Genomic DNA, 17,268 nt, shown 5'->3' with positions numbered 1-17,268 from the left:
GCCCGGGCGTTACAGCGACGCCACCACGCGGTCGGCGAGCACATAGACGGCCTCGTCGCCGCACGCGAAGGTCAGGGCGTAGGCGCCGGCTATCGCGGAGCCGCCGCGCAGCACGGGGACCTCGCCGCGGTCGAGGGCCTCGCTGAGCTTGAGGGCGGTCTCGCGGTGCCCCGGGGTCATGCAGAGCGTGGTGCCGTCGGCGAAGACGTAGACGTCGAGGGTGCCGAGCGGGCCGGGCCGGACGTCGGACAGCGGGATACGTCCGTCGGCGAGGTCGGAGAGGCGGTCCGCGGTCTGGTCCGGGGAGGCGACCACCGGGGAGGGCGCGAAGTCCGGGCCCGAGGGGTGCGGGATCGCGCCGGGCGCGGGGCGGGTGGCGTCGGGGCGGGCGATCTCGGGGGTGTCCGGGGCCTCGGGGTCGGCGGCGGCGTCGAGGGCCGCCTCGAAGGCGACGGCGTCCGGGCCGCCGGGCTCGATCCCGGCGAAGTCGGCCTGCCGGGGCAGGTAGGGCAGCACCGGCGGGACTTCGTAGTCGCGGTGGCCGGCGAGGTCGGCGGGATCGTCCGCCAGGGCGCCAGGACCGCCGCTGGACGCGCCGAAGGGGCCGCGCGGCAGTCCGGTGTCGCCGGCGCTCTCCCGGGCCTCCTGCTCGGCCCAGAAGGCGCGCGCCTCGGCCAGTTCGCGCTCGCGCTCCTCGGCGAGCGCCTCGGCGACGGCGGTGCGGATGTCGCTCGCGCCGTCCCGGGGCCCGGGAACGCTCAGCCCGGCCAGATCGCGGCGCAGGGCGGACAGTTCGCGGCGGGTGCCGCGGGCGGTGAGCAGGGCGGCGGCGCCCGCGGCCGCGGCGAGTCCCGCGGCGACCAGCAGGACGGTGAAGTTCACACTCACTGAGCTACTCCCGACTGATGCGACCCGAGCAATGCCCACCAGGACGGTGGGCGAAACTTCCCCCTCACTCACTCTGCCGGTAAACCCCTGGCCTTTGCAGTGCGGAACGTCATGAATTGAACAGGTCTGCCCCCTTGCCCGGTTCCGTAACACCCGACCTGACCTGGGAAAACGCGAACGCCCCCGGGAAAATCACGCCCCGGGGGCAATTTGATTGCGACTTACGTCACACTGCGTACACAAAGAAGTCGCGTCATCGCGCGCCGTGACAAGGCCCAGCTCAGCCCGGTTCGGCGCGATTCGATGCTCAGCTCGGCCCGCTTCGGCTCGGCTCAGCTGAGCCGCTCGATCACCATCGCCATGCCCTGGCCGCCGCCGACGCACATCGTCTCCAGGCCGAACTGCTTGTCGTGGAACTGAAGGCTGTTGAGGAGCGTGCCGGTGATCCGGGCGCCGGTCATGCCGAAGGGGTGGCCGACCGCGATGGCGCCGCCGTTGACGTTCAGCCGGTCGAGGTCGATGCCCAGGTCCCGGTAGGAGGGGATGACCTGCGCGGCGAACGCCTCGTTGATCTCCACCAGGTCGATGTCGCCGATGGCCATGCCCGCCCGCTTGAGCGCCTGCTTGGACGCCTCCACCGGGCCGTAGCCCATGATCTCCGGGGACAGCCCGGAGACGCCGGTGGAGACCACCCGGGCCAGCGGGGTGACGCCGAGCTCGCGCGCCTTGGTGTCGGACATGATCACCAGGGCGGCGGCGCCGTCGTTGAGCGGGCAGCAGTTGCCGGCCGTCACGGTGCCGTCGGGGCGGAAGACGGGCTTCAGGCCCGCCACGCCCTCCATGGTGACGCCCGCGCGCGGCCCGTCGTCCTTGGCGACCACGGTGCCGTCCGGCAGCGTCACCGGGGTGATCTCGCGCTCCCAGAAGCCGTTCTTGAGCGCCTCCTCCGCGAGGTTCTGCGAGCGGACGCCGAACTCGTCCTGCTCCTGGCGGCTGATGCCCTTCAGCGCCGCCAGGTTCTCGGCCGTCTGGCCCATCGCGATGTACGCGTCGGGCACCGCCCCGTCCTGGCGCGGGTCGTGCCACTGCCCGCCACCCTCTTCGGCGCGCTTCTCGGTACGTGCCCGCGCCTCGTCGAAGAGCGGGTTCATCGTGTCGGGCAGGCTGTCGGAGTTGCCCTTGGTGAAGCGCGAGACCATCTCCACGCCCGCCGACACGAACACGTCGCCCTCGCCCGCCTTGATGGCGTGCAGCGCCATCCGCGTGGTCTGCAGCGACGAGGAGCAGTAGCGGGTGACGGTGCAGCCCGGCAGGTGGTCCATGCCCAGCCGCACGGCCACGATCCGGGCCATGTTGAAGCCCTGCTCGCCGCCGGGCAGGCCGCAGCCGAGCATCAGGTCCTCGATGTCGCGCGGGTCGAGCTGCGGCACCTTCTCCAGCGCGGTCCTGATGATGGTGGCGGCCAGGTCGTCCGGGCGCAGTTCCTTCAGCGAGCCCTTGAAGGCACGCCCGATGGGCGAACGGGCGGCTGAGACGATGACGGCTTCGGGCATCGCGACACTCCTCTTCGAGGCGGCGGGACCGCCGGCCGGCAGGTGCGGCGCCGGCCGGCGCGGCGTGGGGCCGTCGCCGGGCCCCCTGGGAAGTTACCCGCACGTAGCGGAGCGCGTCACCAGGCCGCCGCTGTGATGCGGGATACTTTCTGAGCGCTTGCTTACCCGCGGACGCCTACGCCATACCCGTTTTCGCCCCGCTCAATCCGCGCGAGCCGATCAAGCCGATCAAGCCGCGCGACCGCCGACCCGCTGAACCCGCCGAACCCGATCAACGCTCGACCCGCTCGACCCGCTCGACCCGATCAACGCTCAAGAACCGCGCGACCCGCTCAACCCGCCGCCGCGAACGCGATGCCGTCGAGGATGTCGTGCTCGCTCACCACGACCTCCTTCGCGCCGGTGCGCTCCATGATGCGCAGCAGCACCAGGGCGCCCGAGGCGATCACGTCGACCCGGCCCTCGTGCATCGACGGGATCGCGGCGCGCTCGGCGTGGGTGGCGGCCAGCAGCCGGCCGGTGATCTCGCGGACCCGCTCGACCGGGACCCGGGAGTGGTGGATCGCGGCCGGGTCGTAGGCGGGCAGGTCCTGGGCGATCGCGGAGATCGTGGTGACCGAACCGGCCAGGCCCACCAGGGTGCGGGCCCGGTCGAGGGGGACGTCGGCGGCCGCCTGGTCGAGGGCCGCGTCGATGTCGGCGGTGATCGCGGCGACCCGCTCGGGGGTCGGCGGGTCCACCACCGCGCCGTCCACCAGCAGATGGCGCTCGGTCATCCGCACGCAGCCGATGTCGACCGAGCGGGCGGCGGTCACCTCGCGGTCGCCCAGCACGAACTCGGTGGAGCCGCCGCCGATGTCCACCACCAGGTAGGGCGGGGCCAGGTCGGGGGCGCCGGTCAGTTCGCGGGTGGCGCCGGTGAAGGAGTACTCCGCCTCCTGGGCGCCGGAGATCACCTCCGGGCGCACCCCGAGGAGGGCGACGACACCGTTCACGAAGTCGTCGCGGTTCTCCGCGTCGCGCGACGCGGAGGTGGCCACGAAACGGATGTGCTCCGGCGCCACCCCGTGCGCGCCGATCACCTCGGCGTACTCCCGGCAGGCCGCGAAGGTGCGCTCCAGCGCCTCCGGGGCGAGCCGGCCGGTGCGGTCCACGCCCTGCCCGAGTCGGACGATCCGCATCCGCCGGTCCAGGTCGGTGAGGCCGCCCGTGGCCGGGTCGACGTCGGCGACCAGCAGCCGGATCGAGTTCGTGCCGCAGTCGATCGCGGCCACCCGTACCGTCACTTGGCGGTCCCCTCACCGGTGCAGGGGCCCTTGGCCCACCACTCGGGCAGCAGCGCGAGCGTCTCGTCGCCGAGCGGGTTGACGCCCGGGCCCGCGGCCAGCGAGTGGGCGGCGAGCACGTGCAGGCACTTGACGCGGTCGGGCATCCCGCCCGCGCTGGGGAAGCCGGGCAGCACCTCGATGGCGTCGCGGCGGGCGAGGTAGTCCTCGTGGGCGGCGCGGTAGGCGGCGGCCAGCTCCTCGTCCTCGGCGAGCCGGGCGGTCATCCGCTTCATCACGCCCTCCGCCTCCAGGGTGCCGATCGCGGAGGCCGCGCGCGGGCAGGTGAGGTAGTACGTCGTCGGGAAGGGACTGCCGTCCTCCAGCCGGGGCGCGGTCTCGACGACGTCCGGGTTGCCGCAGGGGCATCGGTGCGCGACGGCGCGCAGGCCGCGCGGCTCGCGGCCGAGCTGCGCGCGCACGGCGGCGATGTCGGACTCGGTGGGCGGGGTCTGTTCCGGGGTGGTGTCCATGAGCCGTTCTGCTTTGCGGTGTGCGGGAGTTCGGGCGGCGGGGGTCGGGACGGGCGGCGGGGCGGAGCAGGACCGCGGGCCGGGGCCCGCGGGGGCTTCGGCGGTCAACGCCGGGGGGCCGCTGCCGCGTCGGCCTGGTCGACGCCGTCCCACATGTTGTCGTACCACGGGCGGTGCGCGGCGGCCTCGTCGGTGGCGCGGCGCTCGGCGGCGGGGTCGGGGTCGCCGGTGCCGGCGGTGCCCGCGACCGAGTAGCCGGTCTCGCCCGGCAGCACGAAGTGCAGGTGCGCGCGGGCCTGGGTGCGGACGTAGTCCGGGTCCTGCCAGCGGGCCTTCTCCTCGCGCAGTTGCTCGACCTTCCGCTTGGCCTGCTGCGCGGCGCGGCGCTGGTCGGCGATGTCGGAGCGCTGGGCGATGTACTGCCGGGTCGGGTAGGCGAGCGCGACCACGAGCGCGCACAGCACCAGCGCCAGCAGCGCCGCGCGCCCGGTGAGCTTGTTGCGCCGCACCGGCCGCCGGGCCGCGGCACGGTAGACGCGCGCCTGCGCCTCCTGGCCGATGGCCTTGAGCCGGGCCGAGGTGGTGAAGCGGTCAGAGAAGCGGTCCGACCCCACGCCGTGACTCCCCTCGCCGTCCTGCTGACGGTCAGATGCGTACGTCCCCGCCCCACGGTACGGGACCGGGTGCGGGGACGTCCGCAGGCTGACGGGACGTCAGCCGCCGAGCGGTGGACGGCCGCCGGGAGCCCGGGGGCTCTCAGCGGCCGTCCGCGGCGGCGTTCAGCCCTTGAAGCGCGGGAAGGCGCTGCGGCCGGCGTAGACCGCGGCGTCGTCCAGGATCTCCTCGATCCGCAGCAGCTGGTTGTACTTCGCGACGCGCTCGGAGCGGGCCGGGGCGCCGGTCTTGATCTGGCCGCAGTTGGTGGCGACGGCGAGGTCGGCGATGGTGACGTCCTCGGTCTCGCCGGAGCGGTGCGACATCATGCACTTGTAGCCGTTGCGCTGGGCCAGCTCGACGGCGTCCAGCGTCTCGGTCAGCGAGCCGATCTGGTTCACCTTCACCAGCAGCGCGTTGGCCGTGTCGTGGTCGATGCCCCTCTGCAGGCGCTCGGGGTTGGTGACGAACAGGTCGTCGCCGACGATCTGCACCTTCGCGCCGAGCCGGTCGGTGAGCACCTTCCAGCCGTCCCAGTCGTCCTCGAACAGCGGGTCCTCGATGGAGACCAGCGGGTAGGAGGCGACCAGGTCCTCGTAGTACTCGGTCATCTCGGCGGCCGACTTCTCGCCGCCCTCGAACTGGTACTTGCCGTCCTTGTAGAACTCGGACGCGGCCACGTCGAGCGCGAGCGCGACGTCCTGGCCGGGCGCGTAGCCGGCCTGCTTGATCGCCTCGACGATGAGGTCGAGGGCCTCGCGGTTGGAGCCGAGGTTCGGCGCGAAGCCGCCCTCGTCGCCGAGGCCGGTGGACAGGCCGCGGGACTTCAGCACGCCCTTGAGGGTGTGGTAGACCTCGGCACCCCAGCGGACGGCCTCCGAGAAGGACTCGGCGCCGATCGGGGCGATCATGAACTCCTGGATGTCGACGTTGGAGTCCGCGTGCGAGCCGCCGTTGAGGATGTTCATCATCGGGACCGGCAGCACGTGCGCGTTCGGGCCGCCGAGGTAGCGGAAGAGCGGCAGGTCGGACGCCTCGGAGGCGGCGTGCGCGACGGCCAGCGACACACCGAGGATGGCGTTGGCGCCGAGCGAGGACTTGTCCGGGGTGGCGTCCAGGTCGAGCATCGCCTGGTCGATGAGGCGCTGCTCGGTGGCGTCGTACCCGACCAGCTCGGGGCCGATCTGGTCGCTGACCGACAGGACCGCCTTGCGCACGCCCTTGCCCTGGTAGCGGTCGCTCTCGCCGTCACGCAGTTCGAGGGCCTCGAAGGCGCCGGTGGAGGCGCCGGACGGGACCGCGGCGCGGCCGGTGCTGCCGTCGTCGAGGCCGACCTCGACCTCGACGGTGGGGTTGCCTCGCGAGTCGAGGATTTCCCGGGCTACGACGACGTCGATGGACGGCACGTTGTCTCCTTCTGAGATGTCTTCTCGTCTTTATCAGGACGAGCCTAACCGGCTTCCCCACCCGCGTTGGCGGAAGGCCCGACCCCTGAGACGGCCGGCGGCCGCGGTCCCGCGGGAACGCGCCGGCCGGGCGCGCGCGGTTCGGTGCGCGCGCCCGGCCGGGGCGGTGGGGACCTTCGTTCCGGTGTTACCCGGTGTTCAGCTCAGGTGCAGGTGCTGGCCCGGGTAGATCAGGTCGGCGTCCTTGACGATGTCGTGGTTGAGCGAGAACAGCTTGTGCCAGCCGCCGGACACGTGGTGCGCGGCCGCGATCTTGGAGAGGCTGTCGCCCTTGACCACGGTGTACTCGCCGTCGCCCTTGGGGATGCTGGTCGGCGCGGCGTGCCGGGTGGTGCTGCGGCTGCTCTGCGAGGTGCCGGTGTGCGTGCTGGTCGACGTCGACTTCGAGGGAGCGGACGCGGCCGGGGTGGACGGCGTGCTCGACGACGACGAGGAGGAGGACGACGAGGACGACGAGCCGGACGGGTTGATGTCCGGGGACGGGCCACCGGAGGTCAGGCCGCCGGCCGACGCGCAGGACCAGGCACCCGGGCCCTGCATGGCGAGCAGCTTCTCGGCGATCGCGATCTGCTGGTCCTTGGTGGCCAGGTCGGCGCGCGGGGCGTACTGCAGACCGCCCGCACCCTCCCAGCTGGACTGCGAGAACTGCAGGCCGCCGTAGTAGCCGTTGCCGGTGTTGATGGACCAGTTGCCACCGGACTCGCACTGGGCGACCGCGTCCCAGGTGGCGACGGAGGCGGCGGAGGCGGACGTGCTGGCGATCAGCGGAACGGTGATCGCGGTGCCGGCGACTCCGGCGAGCGTGGCGATGCGGACAAACCTCTTCGAGGCACGACGGTGCTTACCCATGTTGTTATAGCCCTCACCGACGCCTACGAGGTGAGCTGTCGGGTTCGGACGTGAGTTGCCCGGCCGCGCCGCCTCAGGCGGCGATTCGGCTTCACCCCGAGCCGGACCGTGCTGCCGCGGTGGCCGCGACGGTCGCTGTCCGTCGCCGCGGCGTGCGGCTGGTCCGGCGGAAGACCTTGGGTCCCCCGCTCCTGCCTGCGGCGCTTTCGCGTCGACTGTTCCCGTGGGGCGGCGGCAGGACTCGGCGTTCCGCTCCGAACGGGGCCCGCTGTGGCGAGCGCTTAGACGTTAAGCACACCGCACCGGGTTCTTCAAACATTCCGGCGGCGGGCTCCAACTGCGCGCTCACGCTCGGCGGGTGGATATCGGCGCAGGTCGGGAGGGTGGCATTCGCGAGTTGACGATCGAACGGCCGAACGAGGCCGCGAGACCCTTGTCACATCGGCGGCGGCAGCCGGGAGTTGATACGTCCGGTTTGTCTTCCGGCCGCCACGCGCCTTCCGCTCAGCCGAGGTTGAGGATCTGTCCCGGTTTGATGAGGTTGGGGTCGTCGCCGATGAGGGCGTGGTTGGTCTCGTAGAGCTGGTGCCAGCCGCCGGCGACGTGGTGCGCGGCGGCGATGCCGGAGAGCGAGTCGCCGGAGCCGACCTCGTAACCGTCGGTGGTGCTCTTGCCCTCGGCGGGCTGCCCGGTGGACGGCTTGGTCCGGTGGGCACCCTGGCTGCCGCTGCCGCTGCCGCCGCCGTTCGCGCCGTCGGAGGCGGGGGTGGGGTCGGCGGTCGAGAAGACCTCGGTCCTGGTGGCCCGGTCCTGGGCGGCCAGTTCGTCGTCGGTCGGGTCGTACGGCTTCCCGTGCCGGCCGGAGCCGGTGGTGGGCGTGCCCGGGTCGGTCGGCGTGCCCGTGGTCGGCGTGCCCGAGCCGGTCGGCGCGGTCGGCGACGTGGTGGGCGTGCCGGAGCCGGACGGCGGCGTGCTCGGGGTGCCGGTGGTGGGCGTGCCCGGGTCGGTCGGCGTGCCCGTGGTCGGGGTGCCCGGGTCGTCCGGCGTGGTCGGCGACGTGGTGGGCGTGCCGGAGTCGGACGGCGCGGTGGTCGCACCGGAGCTCGGCTGGATGCCGGTGGGGCCCGACGGGTCGGGCACCGGCGTGGCGGTCGGGTCGACGTCCGGCGTCGCGGTGTCGATGAGCAGCCCGGTGGTGAGCTCGCAGCCCGGCCACGCGTTGGGGCCGAGGTCGGTGAGGATCTTCTGGGCGACGGTGATCTGCTGCGCCCGGGTCGCGAGGTCGGGCCGCTTGGCGTACGCGTCGCCGCCGTACTGGTCCCAGGTGTCCTGGGTGATCGCCAGACCTCCGAAGAAGCCGTTGTCGGTGTTCGCGCCCCACACGCCGCCGGTCTCGCACGCCGCCACCTTGTCCCAGGTGGTCGCGTCGGCCGCCTGGGCCGAGCCGGCGCTGATCAGGGGGAGCGCGATACCGACGCCTGTCGCGGCGGCGGTCGCCACGGTCACCACTGCCGCCGGGGCCTGCCGGGGGCGTCGGTGCCGGCCGTTACCGGACGAGAGCATGCGGTCGCCTTTCGTTCAAGCCGTAAGCCATTTCCGTGGGCCCTGCCACGCGTCGTGCCACGGGCCACGCGGTACACGCCTTGCGTTGACCGCAGAACGTAGCGGGCTTGGCCAGTGCGTCACAAGTCGGTGTAGCGATCATCACGTCGCGATCACGGTGCTGACGCCGCGTCACCTGACGGGCGTGGCCTCGGCGGTGAACTCCACCGGCAGGGTACGCAGTCCACGCATGATCAGGCCACCGCGCCAGCGCAGTTCGGCCGGTTCCACGGCCAGCCGCAGGTCCGGCAGGCGGGTCAGCAGCGCGGCGAACGCGGTCCTCGCCTCCAGCCGCGCGAGCGGCGCGCCCAGGCAGTAGTGGATGCCGTGCCCGTAGCCGAGATGCGGGTTGTCGCGGCGGGCGAGGTCCGGCGTGTCCGGCGCGGCGAACCTGGCCGGATCGCGGTCGGCGGCGGCCAGCACCACCAGCACGGGGTCGCCGGCCGCGATCGGCCGGCCGCCGATCTCCAGCGGCCCGGTGGCGTACCGCCAGGTCGCCATCTCCACCGGGCCGTCGTAGCGCAGCAGTTCCTCGACCGCGGACTCCAGCAGCGCGCTCTCCCCGGCCGCCAGCGACTCCTGGAGGGCGGCGCGCTGCGCGGGGTGGGCCAGCAGGGTGTGCACACCGTTGCCGATCAGGTTGACGGTGGTCTCGAAGCCGGCGAAGAGCAGGATGAAGGCCATCGCGGCGGCCTCGTTCTCCGTCAGGTGCTCGCCGTGGTCGCTCGCCCGGATCAGCCCCGAGATCAGGTCGTCGCCGAGGTCGCCGCGCTTGCGGTGGATCAACTCGACGAGATACGCCCGCATCTTCTTCACCGCCCGGGCCACCCCGCCGCGCGGCCCGCCACCCTGGCCCGGCACGGCGTGACGCACCATCATCCCGGCCCAGTCCCGGAAGTCGTCCTGGTCCTGCCTCGGCACCCCGAGCAGGTCGCAGATGGCGTGGATCGGCAGCGGGAAGGCGAACTCGTGGATCAGGTCCGCCTCGCCCCGGCCCGCGAACGCGTCGATGAAACCGTCCGTCAACTCGCGTACCCGCGGCTCGAAGACCGCGACCGTACGCGGCGTGAACGCCTTCGACACCAGGCGGCGCAGCCGGGTGTGGTCGGGCGGGTCGATGTTCAGCAGATGCGTCGTCAGCTCCGCGGTCCGCTCCCCCGGGATGCCGGTCCTCCCTTTCGCGACCGACTCCCCCGCGTGGTGCACCGGGTTCTTGCTCAGCCGCCCGTCCGCCAGCGCCTGCCGCGCGTCGGCGTACCGCGTCACCAGCCACGCCCCGACGCCGCTGGGCAGCGTCGTCCACCGCACGGGCGCGTGCTCGCGCAGCCACGCGTACGCGGGGTAGGGGTCGGTGGCGAACTCCCAGGAGAACAGTTCCGGCTGCGCCGGGGGCGTGCCGTGCGGCGGCGGGGGTAGGTCGGTCACCCCCTGACCGTATCGGGCGCCCTCGCTTGCGCCGGGCCCGGGCGGACGATGCCACCGGGGCAACATTTCCCCTGGTCAGCGCGGTCCCGGCGGGCTCGGTTCACCCGTTCGGGTGAGGGATCGTCGTCCGGCCTGGGTACGCTTTCCGTACGCGCCAAAATCCGTCGCATGGGAGCGCTGATGAGCACCGCAGCCGAAGGCGATCAGGGCACGGGCTTCACCTGGCCCGTGCCGCCGCCCGGTGGGTGGACCGCGGACGACCTGGACCGCATTCCGGGCCTCCCGGCACACACCGAGATGATCGACGGAGGGCTGTTCTTCGTGAGTCCGCGGACTCATTTCCGCATGGCGACGCTGTGGCTGCTGGAGTACGGGCTGCGTACGCAGGTGCCGGAGGAGTTCTACGTCGTACGCGAGATGACGACAAGGCTGGGCGAGCGCGACCGGCCGGAGCCGGACTTGATGGTGGTGCCGCGCCGGGCGAGAAAGGGGCCCGAGCAGACCTCCTACGAGCCTGCGGACGTCAGGCTGGCCATCGAGGTGGTCTCGCAGGAGTCGGTGGAGCGGGATCGCACGGCGAAGCCCCAGAAGTACGCCCGGGCCGGCATCGAGCACTTCTGGCGCGTTGAACGCAATGGCGAGGAACCAGTGGTCTACGTCTACGAACTCGAACCCGCCAGCGGCACGTATGTCATCACCGGCATCCACCACCATCAGCTCAAGGTGGCCGTCCCGTTCCCCATCGAGATGGAACTGACCCTGGACTGATCGGGGACGACCCGGGACCACCGCGACGGAACGACCGGCGGGAACCGGTGTCGTCATCCGGCCGCTGCCGCCAGTTCGTCCCTGCACAGCCGGTCGGACTGGCGGGTGGTCTCGGGGAGGCGGTAGCGCGGGGACAGGTCCAGGACGCGGGCGCAGGCTGTCGGCAGGTCGATCAGATGGCCGGTGGAGACGTAGACCGGTTTGACGCCGCTCTGGGTGCGCAGCGCGCGGCCGACCACCTCGCCGTCGTCCACCAAGTCGGCGTGGTCGCCGCGGTCCGGGCCGAGGGCGGCCGGGTCGTGCCGCCCGGTGAAGGGGGTCTTGGCGACGCCCGCGGTCGGCAGGCCGGTGAGCACCCCGAGGTGGCAGGCGAGGCCGAAGCGGCGCGGGTGGGAGCGGCCGTGCCCGTCGCACAGCAGCAGGTCGGGGGTGGTCGTCAGCTTGCGCAGCGCGGCGACCAGGGCGGGCAGCTCGCGGAAGGCGAACAGGCCCGGAACGTACGGGAAGGCGGTGGTCGCGACGGCGGTGGCGCGCTCGACCACGCCGAGGGTCGCCGTGTCGATCACCACGACGGCGGCCGCGACCAGGTCGCCGGTGCCGCGCCCGTCGCCGGCGTAGGCGACGTCGAGGCCCGCGACCAGGCGGGGCGCGGCCGGCCCGGGGCCGCGGTGGTCGGTGTGCGGCCGCAGCCGCTCCTGGAGTGCGAGGGCTTCGGCCTCGCCGGCCGGCCAGGCATAGGGGACGTCCAGCCGCACCGGCGTCAACCGCCTTCCACGGTACGGCCGGTGGTGTCGGCGGCGTCGGCGTCCGCGTCGCCCGACGGACCGGTAGCGGTAGCGGTACCGCTACCGCTACCGGTCTGCGCCGCGCGACGCGCCTCCGCGGCCTTCGTCGCGGCCCGGTAGCGGCGTGCGGCCTGCCGCAGCGCGCGCTCCGGGTCGATGCCCGCGGACTGCGCGGCGGCGGCCTCCGCGAGCAGGTGGTCGCCGAGCGCGGTCTCGTCGCCGGCACCGGGCGCGGCCGGGACGGCGGGCAGCGGGAGTCCCGCGGCCCGCGCGCGGCCGGCGAGCTTCGCCGCGAGCGCGAGGGCGGGGGCGGCGACCGGGACGCCCTCGGTGACGGACTCCCGGGCCTTCTCGGCGCCCTTGCGCCGCAGCCAGATCGCGTGGACCTCCTCCGGGGTCCGGGCCTGCTCGTCGCCGAAGATGTGCGGGTGGCGGTGGATCAGCTTGGTGATCAGGCCCGCGGCGACGTCGTCGATGCCGTACGGCTCCTCCGGGTCGCCCTCGGCGATGGCCGCGTGGAAGACCACCTGGAGCAGCACGTCGCCCAACTCCTCGCGGACGGCGGTCCGGTCGCCCTCCTCGATCGCCTCGACGAGTTCGTACATCTCCTCGATGCCGTACGCGGCGAGGTCCTCGTGGGTGCGGGTGCTGCTCCACGGGCACTCGGCCCTGATCCGGTCCATCACCCGCACCAGGTCGAGCAGTCGCGCGCCGGGCAGGTCGTACGACCCCGGCAGCAGCTCCAGTTCGGGCATCGCGACCCGGCCGGAGCCGCCCAGCCGGGCCAGCTCGTCGGTGACGGCCGGGTCCGCGCCGGCGTCCGGCGGCAGGTACACCACGGTGCGGCCGCCCGCGGTGGCGTCCACCAGCTGCTGCCCGGTCGGGTGCGCCGTCTCGACGGTGACGCCGGCCTGCCGCAGGTAGGGCAGCTGCGGGTGGTCCGGGTCCGCGCACAGCACGCGGTCGGCGTCGCGCAGCACCTGCCACGCGGGCCAGGAGAGCAGGCCAGGCGCGACCCGGTCGCTCATGGTGAGCAGCACCAGGCGCCCGGGGGGCACGGCGGCGGGTTCTTCGGTCACCCCTCGAACGTACCGCGCGCCGCCGGCCCGGCGATCACCCGCCCGGCGATCGACGGGGCGGGCGGCCGGGCGCGGGCGGGCGACGAGGCGGTCAGGGTCCGGCGAGGCGCTCAGGTCCGGCGGAGCGCTCAGGTCCGGCGAGGCGCTCAGGCGACGTCGGTGGGCGCGGCGGTGTCGTCAGGGCTCGTCACCGGGGTCTTGTCGATCACCCACGGGTCCTTGACCTTGCCGATGGACGCGCTCTTGCCGTCCCAGACGCCGTACCGCGGGTTGATGTGCACATGGAGCGACTTGGCGGTCTGCACCATGTAGTCCTCCAGCGCCTTCTCGCCGCCGTCGCTGCCCGGCTGGTACCCGAGCGCCGCGATGATCTTCGTGATCGCGATCTTCTCGTGCAGGTAGCTGTCGATCTGGTCGGGCGGCGTGCCGTACTGCGCGAGCATGCCGGCCTCGTAGCTCTTCTGGGAGCCGCCGGCGAGCTGCTGCACCTCGGCGTCGTACTCCCGCTGCACCTCGCCCGCGGACACCGTCAGCCCCTTGTCGGCGAGCGCCTTGTCCACCACCTGGGTCTGCACGATCACGTTGAGCACCTGGGTCGGCAGCTGGGTGGCGCCGGACACCGCCTGCGCGGCCTGCGGGTTTCCGTTCGCGGCCGTCCGCAGGTCCGACACGCGCGCCTGCACGGTCGACACGGTGACCCGCTGGTCGCCGACCACCGCGGCCGCGCCCGTGCGGTTGGGCCCCGACCCGCACGCGGTCAGTGCGGGCGAGGCCAGCAGCAGTGCGACTGCGGCGGTGGAGACGGCGGTACGGCGGCGGACCATGGGTGCCTCCCGGCGGGTGACGGCGGGGAACAGCGGGGAGGTTCTCCTCGCGTCTCGCGTCTCGCGTTCCTGGCGTGATGGATGATCGAGCACGAGGATATTGACCAACGGCGGCCGATATCCAGCACTCTGCACAACGTGATCCGGGCCGGGAGGGTTGCGGCCGGTCAGCCGGTGGGAAGCAGCTGCTTCGGGCAGGTGTTCAGCACCTTGCGCATGGCGGCCTGCTCGGCGGAGGTGACCGAAAGGCCGTACTTCTTCTTCACGGCGACCTGGCGGGCCACGTAGGAGCAGCGGAACGACGTGTTCGGGGGCAGCCAGGTGGCGGTGTCGCCGTCGCTCTTGCGGCGGTTGGTGGAGGAGTCGACGGCGAGCAGGTTCAGCGGGTCGTTGGCGAAGTCCTCGCGGCGGTCCTTGGACCACTGCTGGGCGCCCTTCTGCCAGGCGTCGGACAGGGCCACGGCGTGGTCGATGTCGACCTTGCTGGCGCCGCGCTTGTAGACGATCCGCGTGCCGGTGTACGGGTCGGCGAGGGTGCCGCCGGTGATGACGCAGTCCTTGGTGCCGGCCCGGTACGTCTTCTTGGTGAGGTCGCGCTGCAGTATGTCGTCGCGGGTGTCGCAGTGGTTGTGGTCCACGTCGGCCCAGGCGGGGCCGAATTGGTCGCGGGAGTAACCGGTCTTCGGGGCACGGCCCTTGACCTTCAGGGCGTTCGCGGCGGCCAGCGCACTGCCGTGGGCGGCGCTCGGGGTGGCACCCGGATCGCCGCCGGTGGCACCGGTGTTGCCGCCGCTGCTCGCGCTGCTGGTGGGGTCCGCGCCCAGGCTGGTGTCCTTGCACCCGGCGACGCCCAGCGTCGCGGCCAGTACCGCCGTGCAGGCCAGCGCCCGCGTCCTGCGTATGCCCATCGATCACACCTCGGAAGTTCGCTCGTCCGGGGCGCCACCCGCCCCTCCCGCCCTGCCGAACGGCAGGTCCTACCCCTGAACCTGCCCCAACCAGGCGAGCGTACGGCGCACTTCCGCCGGGAAGGGGTGGTGGAGTCCGCGCACCCGCTCGGCGTCGTAGAGCAGGCGGGTCAGCACGTCGCGGGCCGCGTGCCGGTCGCCGACGGACAGCAGCAGGTGCCCGATCCGGCGCCGGATCTCCAGCGGCGGCCCGGGGTCGGTGGCGGCCCAGCGCTCGAAGTAGGGCAGCAGGACGCGGTATTCGGACAGCGCGGAGGTGGTGTCGCCCAACTGCTCCAGGCACTGCGTCGCTTCGTAGCGGTACTGCAGGGCCTGCCGGTCCGCGCCGCCGTACTGGGAGGCGAACTCCTCGGACAGCCGGCGCAGTTCGGGCAGAGCGCGGCGGTACTGGCCGTCCTCCATCAAGGTGGCGGCGTACTGCTTGCGCAGGCTGCGCAGCACCGGGGAGTGCTCGCCGTGCTTCTCTGCGGCGGCCGGCAGCAGCCCGCCGAGCACGTCCACGGCCTGGGTGATCCGGCCCGCGGCCAGCAGCCGGCGCACCTCGTCGACGGCTGCGGCCAGGTCGGGGCCGGCGGAGTTCACCGCCGGCGGGTAGGCGGGGCGTTCGGGCAGCGGCGCGGGCGCGGGCTTGTCCGGCCAGGGGGCGTGCGGGCGCAGGAACGGCCGGGTGGGGTCCATCGGGCCGAGCGGCGCGGAGCGGGGCCCGCCGGGCGGCACCAGGGCGACGAGCTGCCGGAAGGCGTCCTGCGCGTCCTCCGGGCGGTCCTGCGGGTCCTTCGCCAGCAGCCGCAGCACCAGGGCCTCCAGCGGCTCGGGCACCTGGGGGCGTATGCGGCGCAGCGGCGTCGGCGGCTCGTACAGGTGGCCGTGCAGCACGCCGAGCGCCGTCGGCGCCCCGAACGGCACCTCGCCGCCGAGCAGTTCGTGCAGCACCACGCCCAGGGCGTACAGGTCGGTGCGCGGGCCGATGGCGCCGCCCATCGCCTGCTCGGGCGCCATGTACGCGGGGCTGCCGATCGGCGAGCCGGTGTGGGTGAGCCGGGTGGTGTCGGTGTCCATCACGGACGCGACGCCCAGGTCGAGCACGGTGACGGTGCCGTCGGTCCTGATCATCACGTTGCGCGGCTTGAGGTCGCGGTGGACGATCGGGACGGCGTGCACGGCCGACAGCGCGGCGCACAACTGCGCGCCGACGGCGACCGCCCACGGCCACGGGTAGGGCGTGTGCGCGGCCAGGTGGTCGCCGAGGTCGCTGCCCTCCACGTACTGCATCACCAGATACAGCTCGTCGCCGTCGGCGCCCGCGTCGTGCACGGTGACCAGGCCGGGGTGGTCGACCTGGGCGGTGACCCGGCACTCGCGGTCGAACCGCTGCCGCAGCTCCTCCACGTTGTCCCCGCCGGCGACCTTGTCGGGGCGCAGCAGCTTCACCGCGACCCGGCGGTCCAGCCGCCGGTCGTACGCGGTCCACACCTGCCCCATGCCGCCCTGGCCGATGATCGCGGCCAGTTCGTACCGCCCGGCGATGAGCCGACCGGTCACCTGGCCCCCTCGCCCTCACCGCTGTCCTGGCTGTCGCCGCGCTCCTTGCGCAGGAAGTCGCTCAGCTCGTCGAGTTCGGCCCGGACCTGGTCGATGCGGGGGGCCGGCGGCGGGGTGGGACGGGGCACGGGGGTCGGGGTGGCGGGACGGTTCACCGGCGGCGGGGTGGACGGGCCTTGGTTCACCGGCGCGTTCGGCACGCTGGGCATGCTGGGTATGTTCGGCGCGCCCTGCATCGGGGCCGGGTGGGCGGCCGGACCGGGGTACTGCCGCGGGGCCGGGTAGCCCTGGTGCGGCGGGGGCACCATCGGGCCGCCGGTGCCGTAGCCGGTGGCGTACGGGTTCGGCTGCGGGTAGCCGGCCGCGGCGGGCCACCCCTGGTGGCCGGTGCGGTACCTGAGGATGTCGGCGACCAGGAAGTACACCGCGCCGCCGAACATGCAGATCAGGATGAGGGTGCCGCCGGTGTTGGCCTGCCAGTCGTTGTCGTCGTCGGACAGCCCGAAGCAGACCACGGCGATCACCGCCATGCCGACCGCGACGGCCAGCATCAGCCAGTCGGAGGTGCGCTTGCGCAGCACCGCCAGGTACAGCATCGAGCACCACGCGAGGAAGCCCAGGGTGACCACCGGCAGCACGGTGAGGATCACCCGCAGCACGACGGCAGTCGTGGGGTGTGCGGGCTTGGGCCCCTGCGTCACCGGACCTGGGCCGTACATGTGGGTGCTCCTGGGTCGTCGGGCCACGGACGGCGGGCGGTGACTGCTCGACGTCCGCCGCCACACGGACACCGCGGGTGCCCGCGCCCACCCATCGGCGAACACCCTGTGAGCGTATCGGCCGCAGAGCGCGGCCGTCCCCCGCTCACCCCCGACCTGTGGATAACTATTTCGGCCGGCCCGGTTCCCCGGCGCGACCCGGCGTCCGTGCACCGTCCGTGCTTCGCCCGCGCTTCGCCCGCGCCTTCGCCCGCGGACGCCGGGGCGGGGACCGTTCGCGGCACCCGGTCGGTGCCCGTGCCGCGCGGGGTCCCGCCGGCACAGCGTCGTCCCGTATCTTTTCCGGCA

At 73.3% G+C, this 17,268-nt stretch carries 16 protein-coding genes; 1 reads left to right on the top strand and 15 read right to left on the bottom strand.

Annotated elements, in window-relative coordinates:
* Positions 1–9: 9 nt before the first annotated feature.
* From OG896_RS24255 to OG896_RS24215, 9 genes are all read right to left on the bottom strand, one after another.
* Positions 10–888 (bottom strand): hypothetical protein, encoded by an 879-nt coding sequence (locus OG896_RS24255; RefSeq protein WP_329368630.1) that lies wholly within the window; start codon positions 886–888, stop codon positions 10–12.
* A 332-nt stretch (positions 889–1,220) separates the two neighbouring features.
* On the bottom strand, positions 1,221–2,441 hold the full coding sequence (locus tag OG896_RS24250) for an acetyl-CoA C-acetyltransferase (RefSeq protein WP_329368628.1): 1,221 nt from the start codon (positions 2,439–2,441) through the stop codon (positions 1,221–1,223).
* 332 nt (positions 2,442–2,773) lie between these two features.
* Positions 2,774–3,727 (bottom strand): Ppx/GppA phosphatase family protein, encoded by a 954-nt coding sequence (locus OG896_RS24245; RefSeq protein WP_329368626.1) that lies wholly within the window; start codon positions 3,725–3,727, stop codon positions 2,774–2,776.
* Positions 3,724–4,239, bottom strand: coding sequence for a DUF501 domain-containing protein (locus OG896_RS24240; RefSeq protein WP_328464797.1), 516 nt, complete (start codon positions 4,237–4,239; stop codon positions 3,724–3,726). Before OG896_RS24240 ends, OG896_RS24245 begins: the two co-directional genes overlap by 4 nt.
* A gap of 104 nt (positions 4,240–4,343) precedes the next feature.
* A complete protein-coding gene (locus OG896_RS24235) occupies positions 4,344–4,853 on the bottom strand; it encodes an FtsB family cell division protein (protein ID WP_329368624.1) in 510 nt (169 codons plus the stop codon).
* A 165-nt stretch (positions 4,854–5,018) separates the two neighbouring features.
* Positions 5,019–6,299, bottom strand: coding sequence for a phosphopyruvate hydratase (eno, locus tag OG896_RS24230; protein ID WP_329368621.1), 1,281 nt, complete (start codon positions 6,297–6,299; stop codon positions 5,019–5,021).
* 198 nt (positions 6,300–6,497) lie between these two features.
* Positions 6,498–7,208, bottom strand: a complete 711-nt coding sequence (locus tag OG896_RS24225) for a transglycosylase family protein (RefSeq protein WP_329368619.1) — start codon at positions 7,206–7,208, stop codon at positions 6,498–6,500.
* A 504-nt stretch (positions 7,209–7,712) separates the two neighbouring features.
* A complete protein-coding gene (locus OG896_RS24220; protein WP_329368618.1) occupies positions 7,713–8,771 on the bottom strand; it encodes a transglycosylase family protein in 1,059 nt (352 codons plus the stop codon).
* Between the two features lie 171 nt (positions 8,772–8,942).
* Positions 8,943–10,235 carry a cytochrome P450 family protein gene (locus OG896_RS24215; protein WP_329368616.1) on the bottom strand — a complete coding sequence of 431 codons (1,293 nt, stop codon included), beginning with the start codon at positions 10,233–10,235 and terminating at the stop codon, positions 8,943–8,945.
* Positions 10,236–10,415: 180 nt separating this feature from the next.
* Between OG896_RS24215 and OG896_RS24210 the strand changes: the two genes are divergently transcribed.
* Entirely contained in the window at positions 10,416–11,003 is a 588-nt protein-coding gene (locus OG896_RS24210; protein WP_329368614.1) for a Uma2 family endonuclease, read from the top strand.
* Between the two features lie 53 nt (positions 11,004–11,056).
* On the opposite strand, the gene OG896_RS24205 is transcribed toward OG896_RS24210, so the two are convergent.
* From OG896_RS24205 to OG896_RS24180, 6 genes are all read right to left on the bottom strand, one after another.
* Positions 11,057–11,758 (bottom strand): endonuclease V, encoded by a 702-nt coding sequence (locus OG896_RS24205; protein ID WP_329374239.1) that lies wholly within the window; start codon positions 11,756–11,758, stop codon positions 11,057–11,059.
* A 5-nt stretch (positions 11,759–11,763) separates the two neighbouring features.
* On the bottom strand, positions 11,764–12,867 hold the full coding sequence (locus OG896_RS24200; RefSeq protein WP_329368611.1) for a nucleoside triphosphate pyrophosphohydrolase: 1,104 nt from the start codon (positions 12,865–12,867) through the stop codon (positions 11,764–11,766).
* 146 nt (positions 12,868–13,013) lie between these two features.
* Positions 13,014–13,691, bottom strand: coding sequence for a SurA N-terminal domain-containing protein (locus OG896_RS24195; protein ID WP_329368609.1), 678 nt, complete (start codon positions 13,689–13,691; stop codon positions 13,014–13,016).
* A 167-nt stretch (positions 13,692–13,858) separates the two neighbouring features.
* On the bottom strand, positions 13,859–14,599 hold the full coding sequence (locus tag OG896_RS24190) for an HNH endonuclease family protein (protein WP_329368607.1): 741 nt from the start codon (positions 14,597–14,599) through the stop codon (positions 13,859–13,861).
* Between the two features lie 69 nt (positions 14,600–14,668).
* The gene (locus OG896_RS24185) at positions 14,669–16,201 is read right to left on the bottom strand and encodes a serine/threonine-protein kinase (protein WP_329368605.1); all 1,533 of its coding nucleotides are present in this window, start codon (positions 16,199–16,201) and stop codon (positions 14,669–14,671) included.
* The gene (locus tag OG896_RS24180; RefSeq protein ID WP_329368603.1) at positions 16,198–16,920 is read right to left on the bottom strand and encodes a hypothetical protein; all 723 of its coding nucleotides are present in this window, start codon (positions 16,918–16,920) and stop codon (positions 16,198–16,200) included. The genes OG896_RS24185 and OG896_RS24180 overlap by 4 nt, the downstream gene beginning before the upstream one ends.
* Between the last annotated feature and the right edge of the window lie 348 nt (positions 16,921–17,268).

Origin of the sequence: Streptomyces sp. NBC_00669 (assembly GCF_036226785.1) — a bacterium.
Lineage (GTDB): Bacteria > Actinomycetota > Actinomycetes > Streptomycetales > Streptomycetaceae > Actinacidiphila.
Note: the sequence above shows the minus strand (reverse complement) of the source record. Positions and strands in the feature narration are given on the sequence as shown.

What these genes read in the sequence shown, in the direction of transcription:
- OG896_RS24225 (WP_329368619.1), bottom strand. Translation starts at nt 7,208, where the DNA reads ATGGGTAAGCACCGTCGTGCCTCGAAGAGGTTTGTCCGCATCGCCACG.
- OG896_RS24180 (WP_329368603.1), bottom strand. Translation starts at nt 16,920, where the DNA reads ATGTACGGCCCAGGTCCGGTGACGCAGGGGCCCAAGCCCGCACACCCC.
- OG896_RS24190 (WP_329368607.1), bottom strand. Translation starts at nt 14,599, where the DNA reads ATGGGCATACGCAGGACGCGGGCGCTGGCCTGCACGGCGGTACTGGCC.
- OG896_RS24250 (WP_329368628.1), bottom strand. Translation starts at nt 2,441, where the DNA reads ATGCCCGAAGCCGTCATCGTCTCAGCCGCCCGTTCGCCCATCGGGCGT.
- OG896_RS24220 (WP_329368618.1), bottom strand. Translation starts at nt 8,771, where the DNA reads ATGCTCTCGTCCGGTAACGGCCGGCACCGACGCCCCCGGCAGGCCCCG.
- OG896_RS24240 (WP_328464797.1), bottom strand. Translation starts at nt 4,239, where the DNA reads ATGGACACCACCCCGGAACAGACCCCGCCCACCGAGTCCGACATCGCC.
- OG896_RS24210 (WP_329368614.1), top strand. Translation starts at nt 10,416, where the DNA reads ATGAGCACCGCAGCCGAAGGCGATCAGGGCACGGGCTTCACCTGGCCC.
- OG896_RS24195 (WP_329368609.1), bottom strand. Translation starts at nt 13,691, where the DNA reads ATGGTCCGCCGCCGTACCGCCGTCTCCACCGCCGCAGTCGCACTGCTG.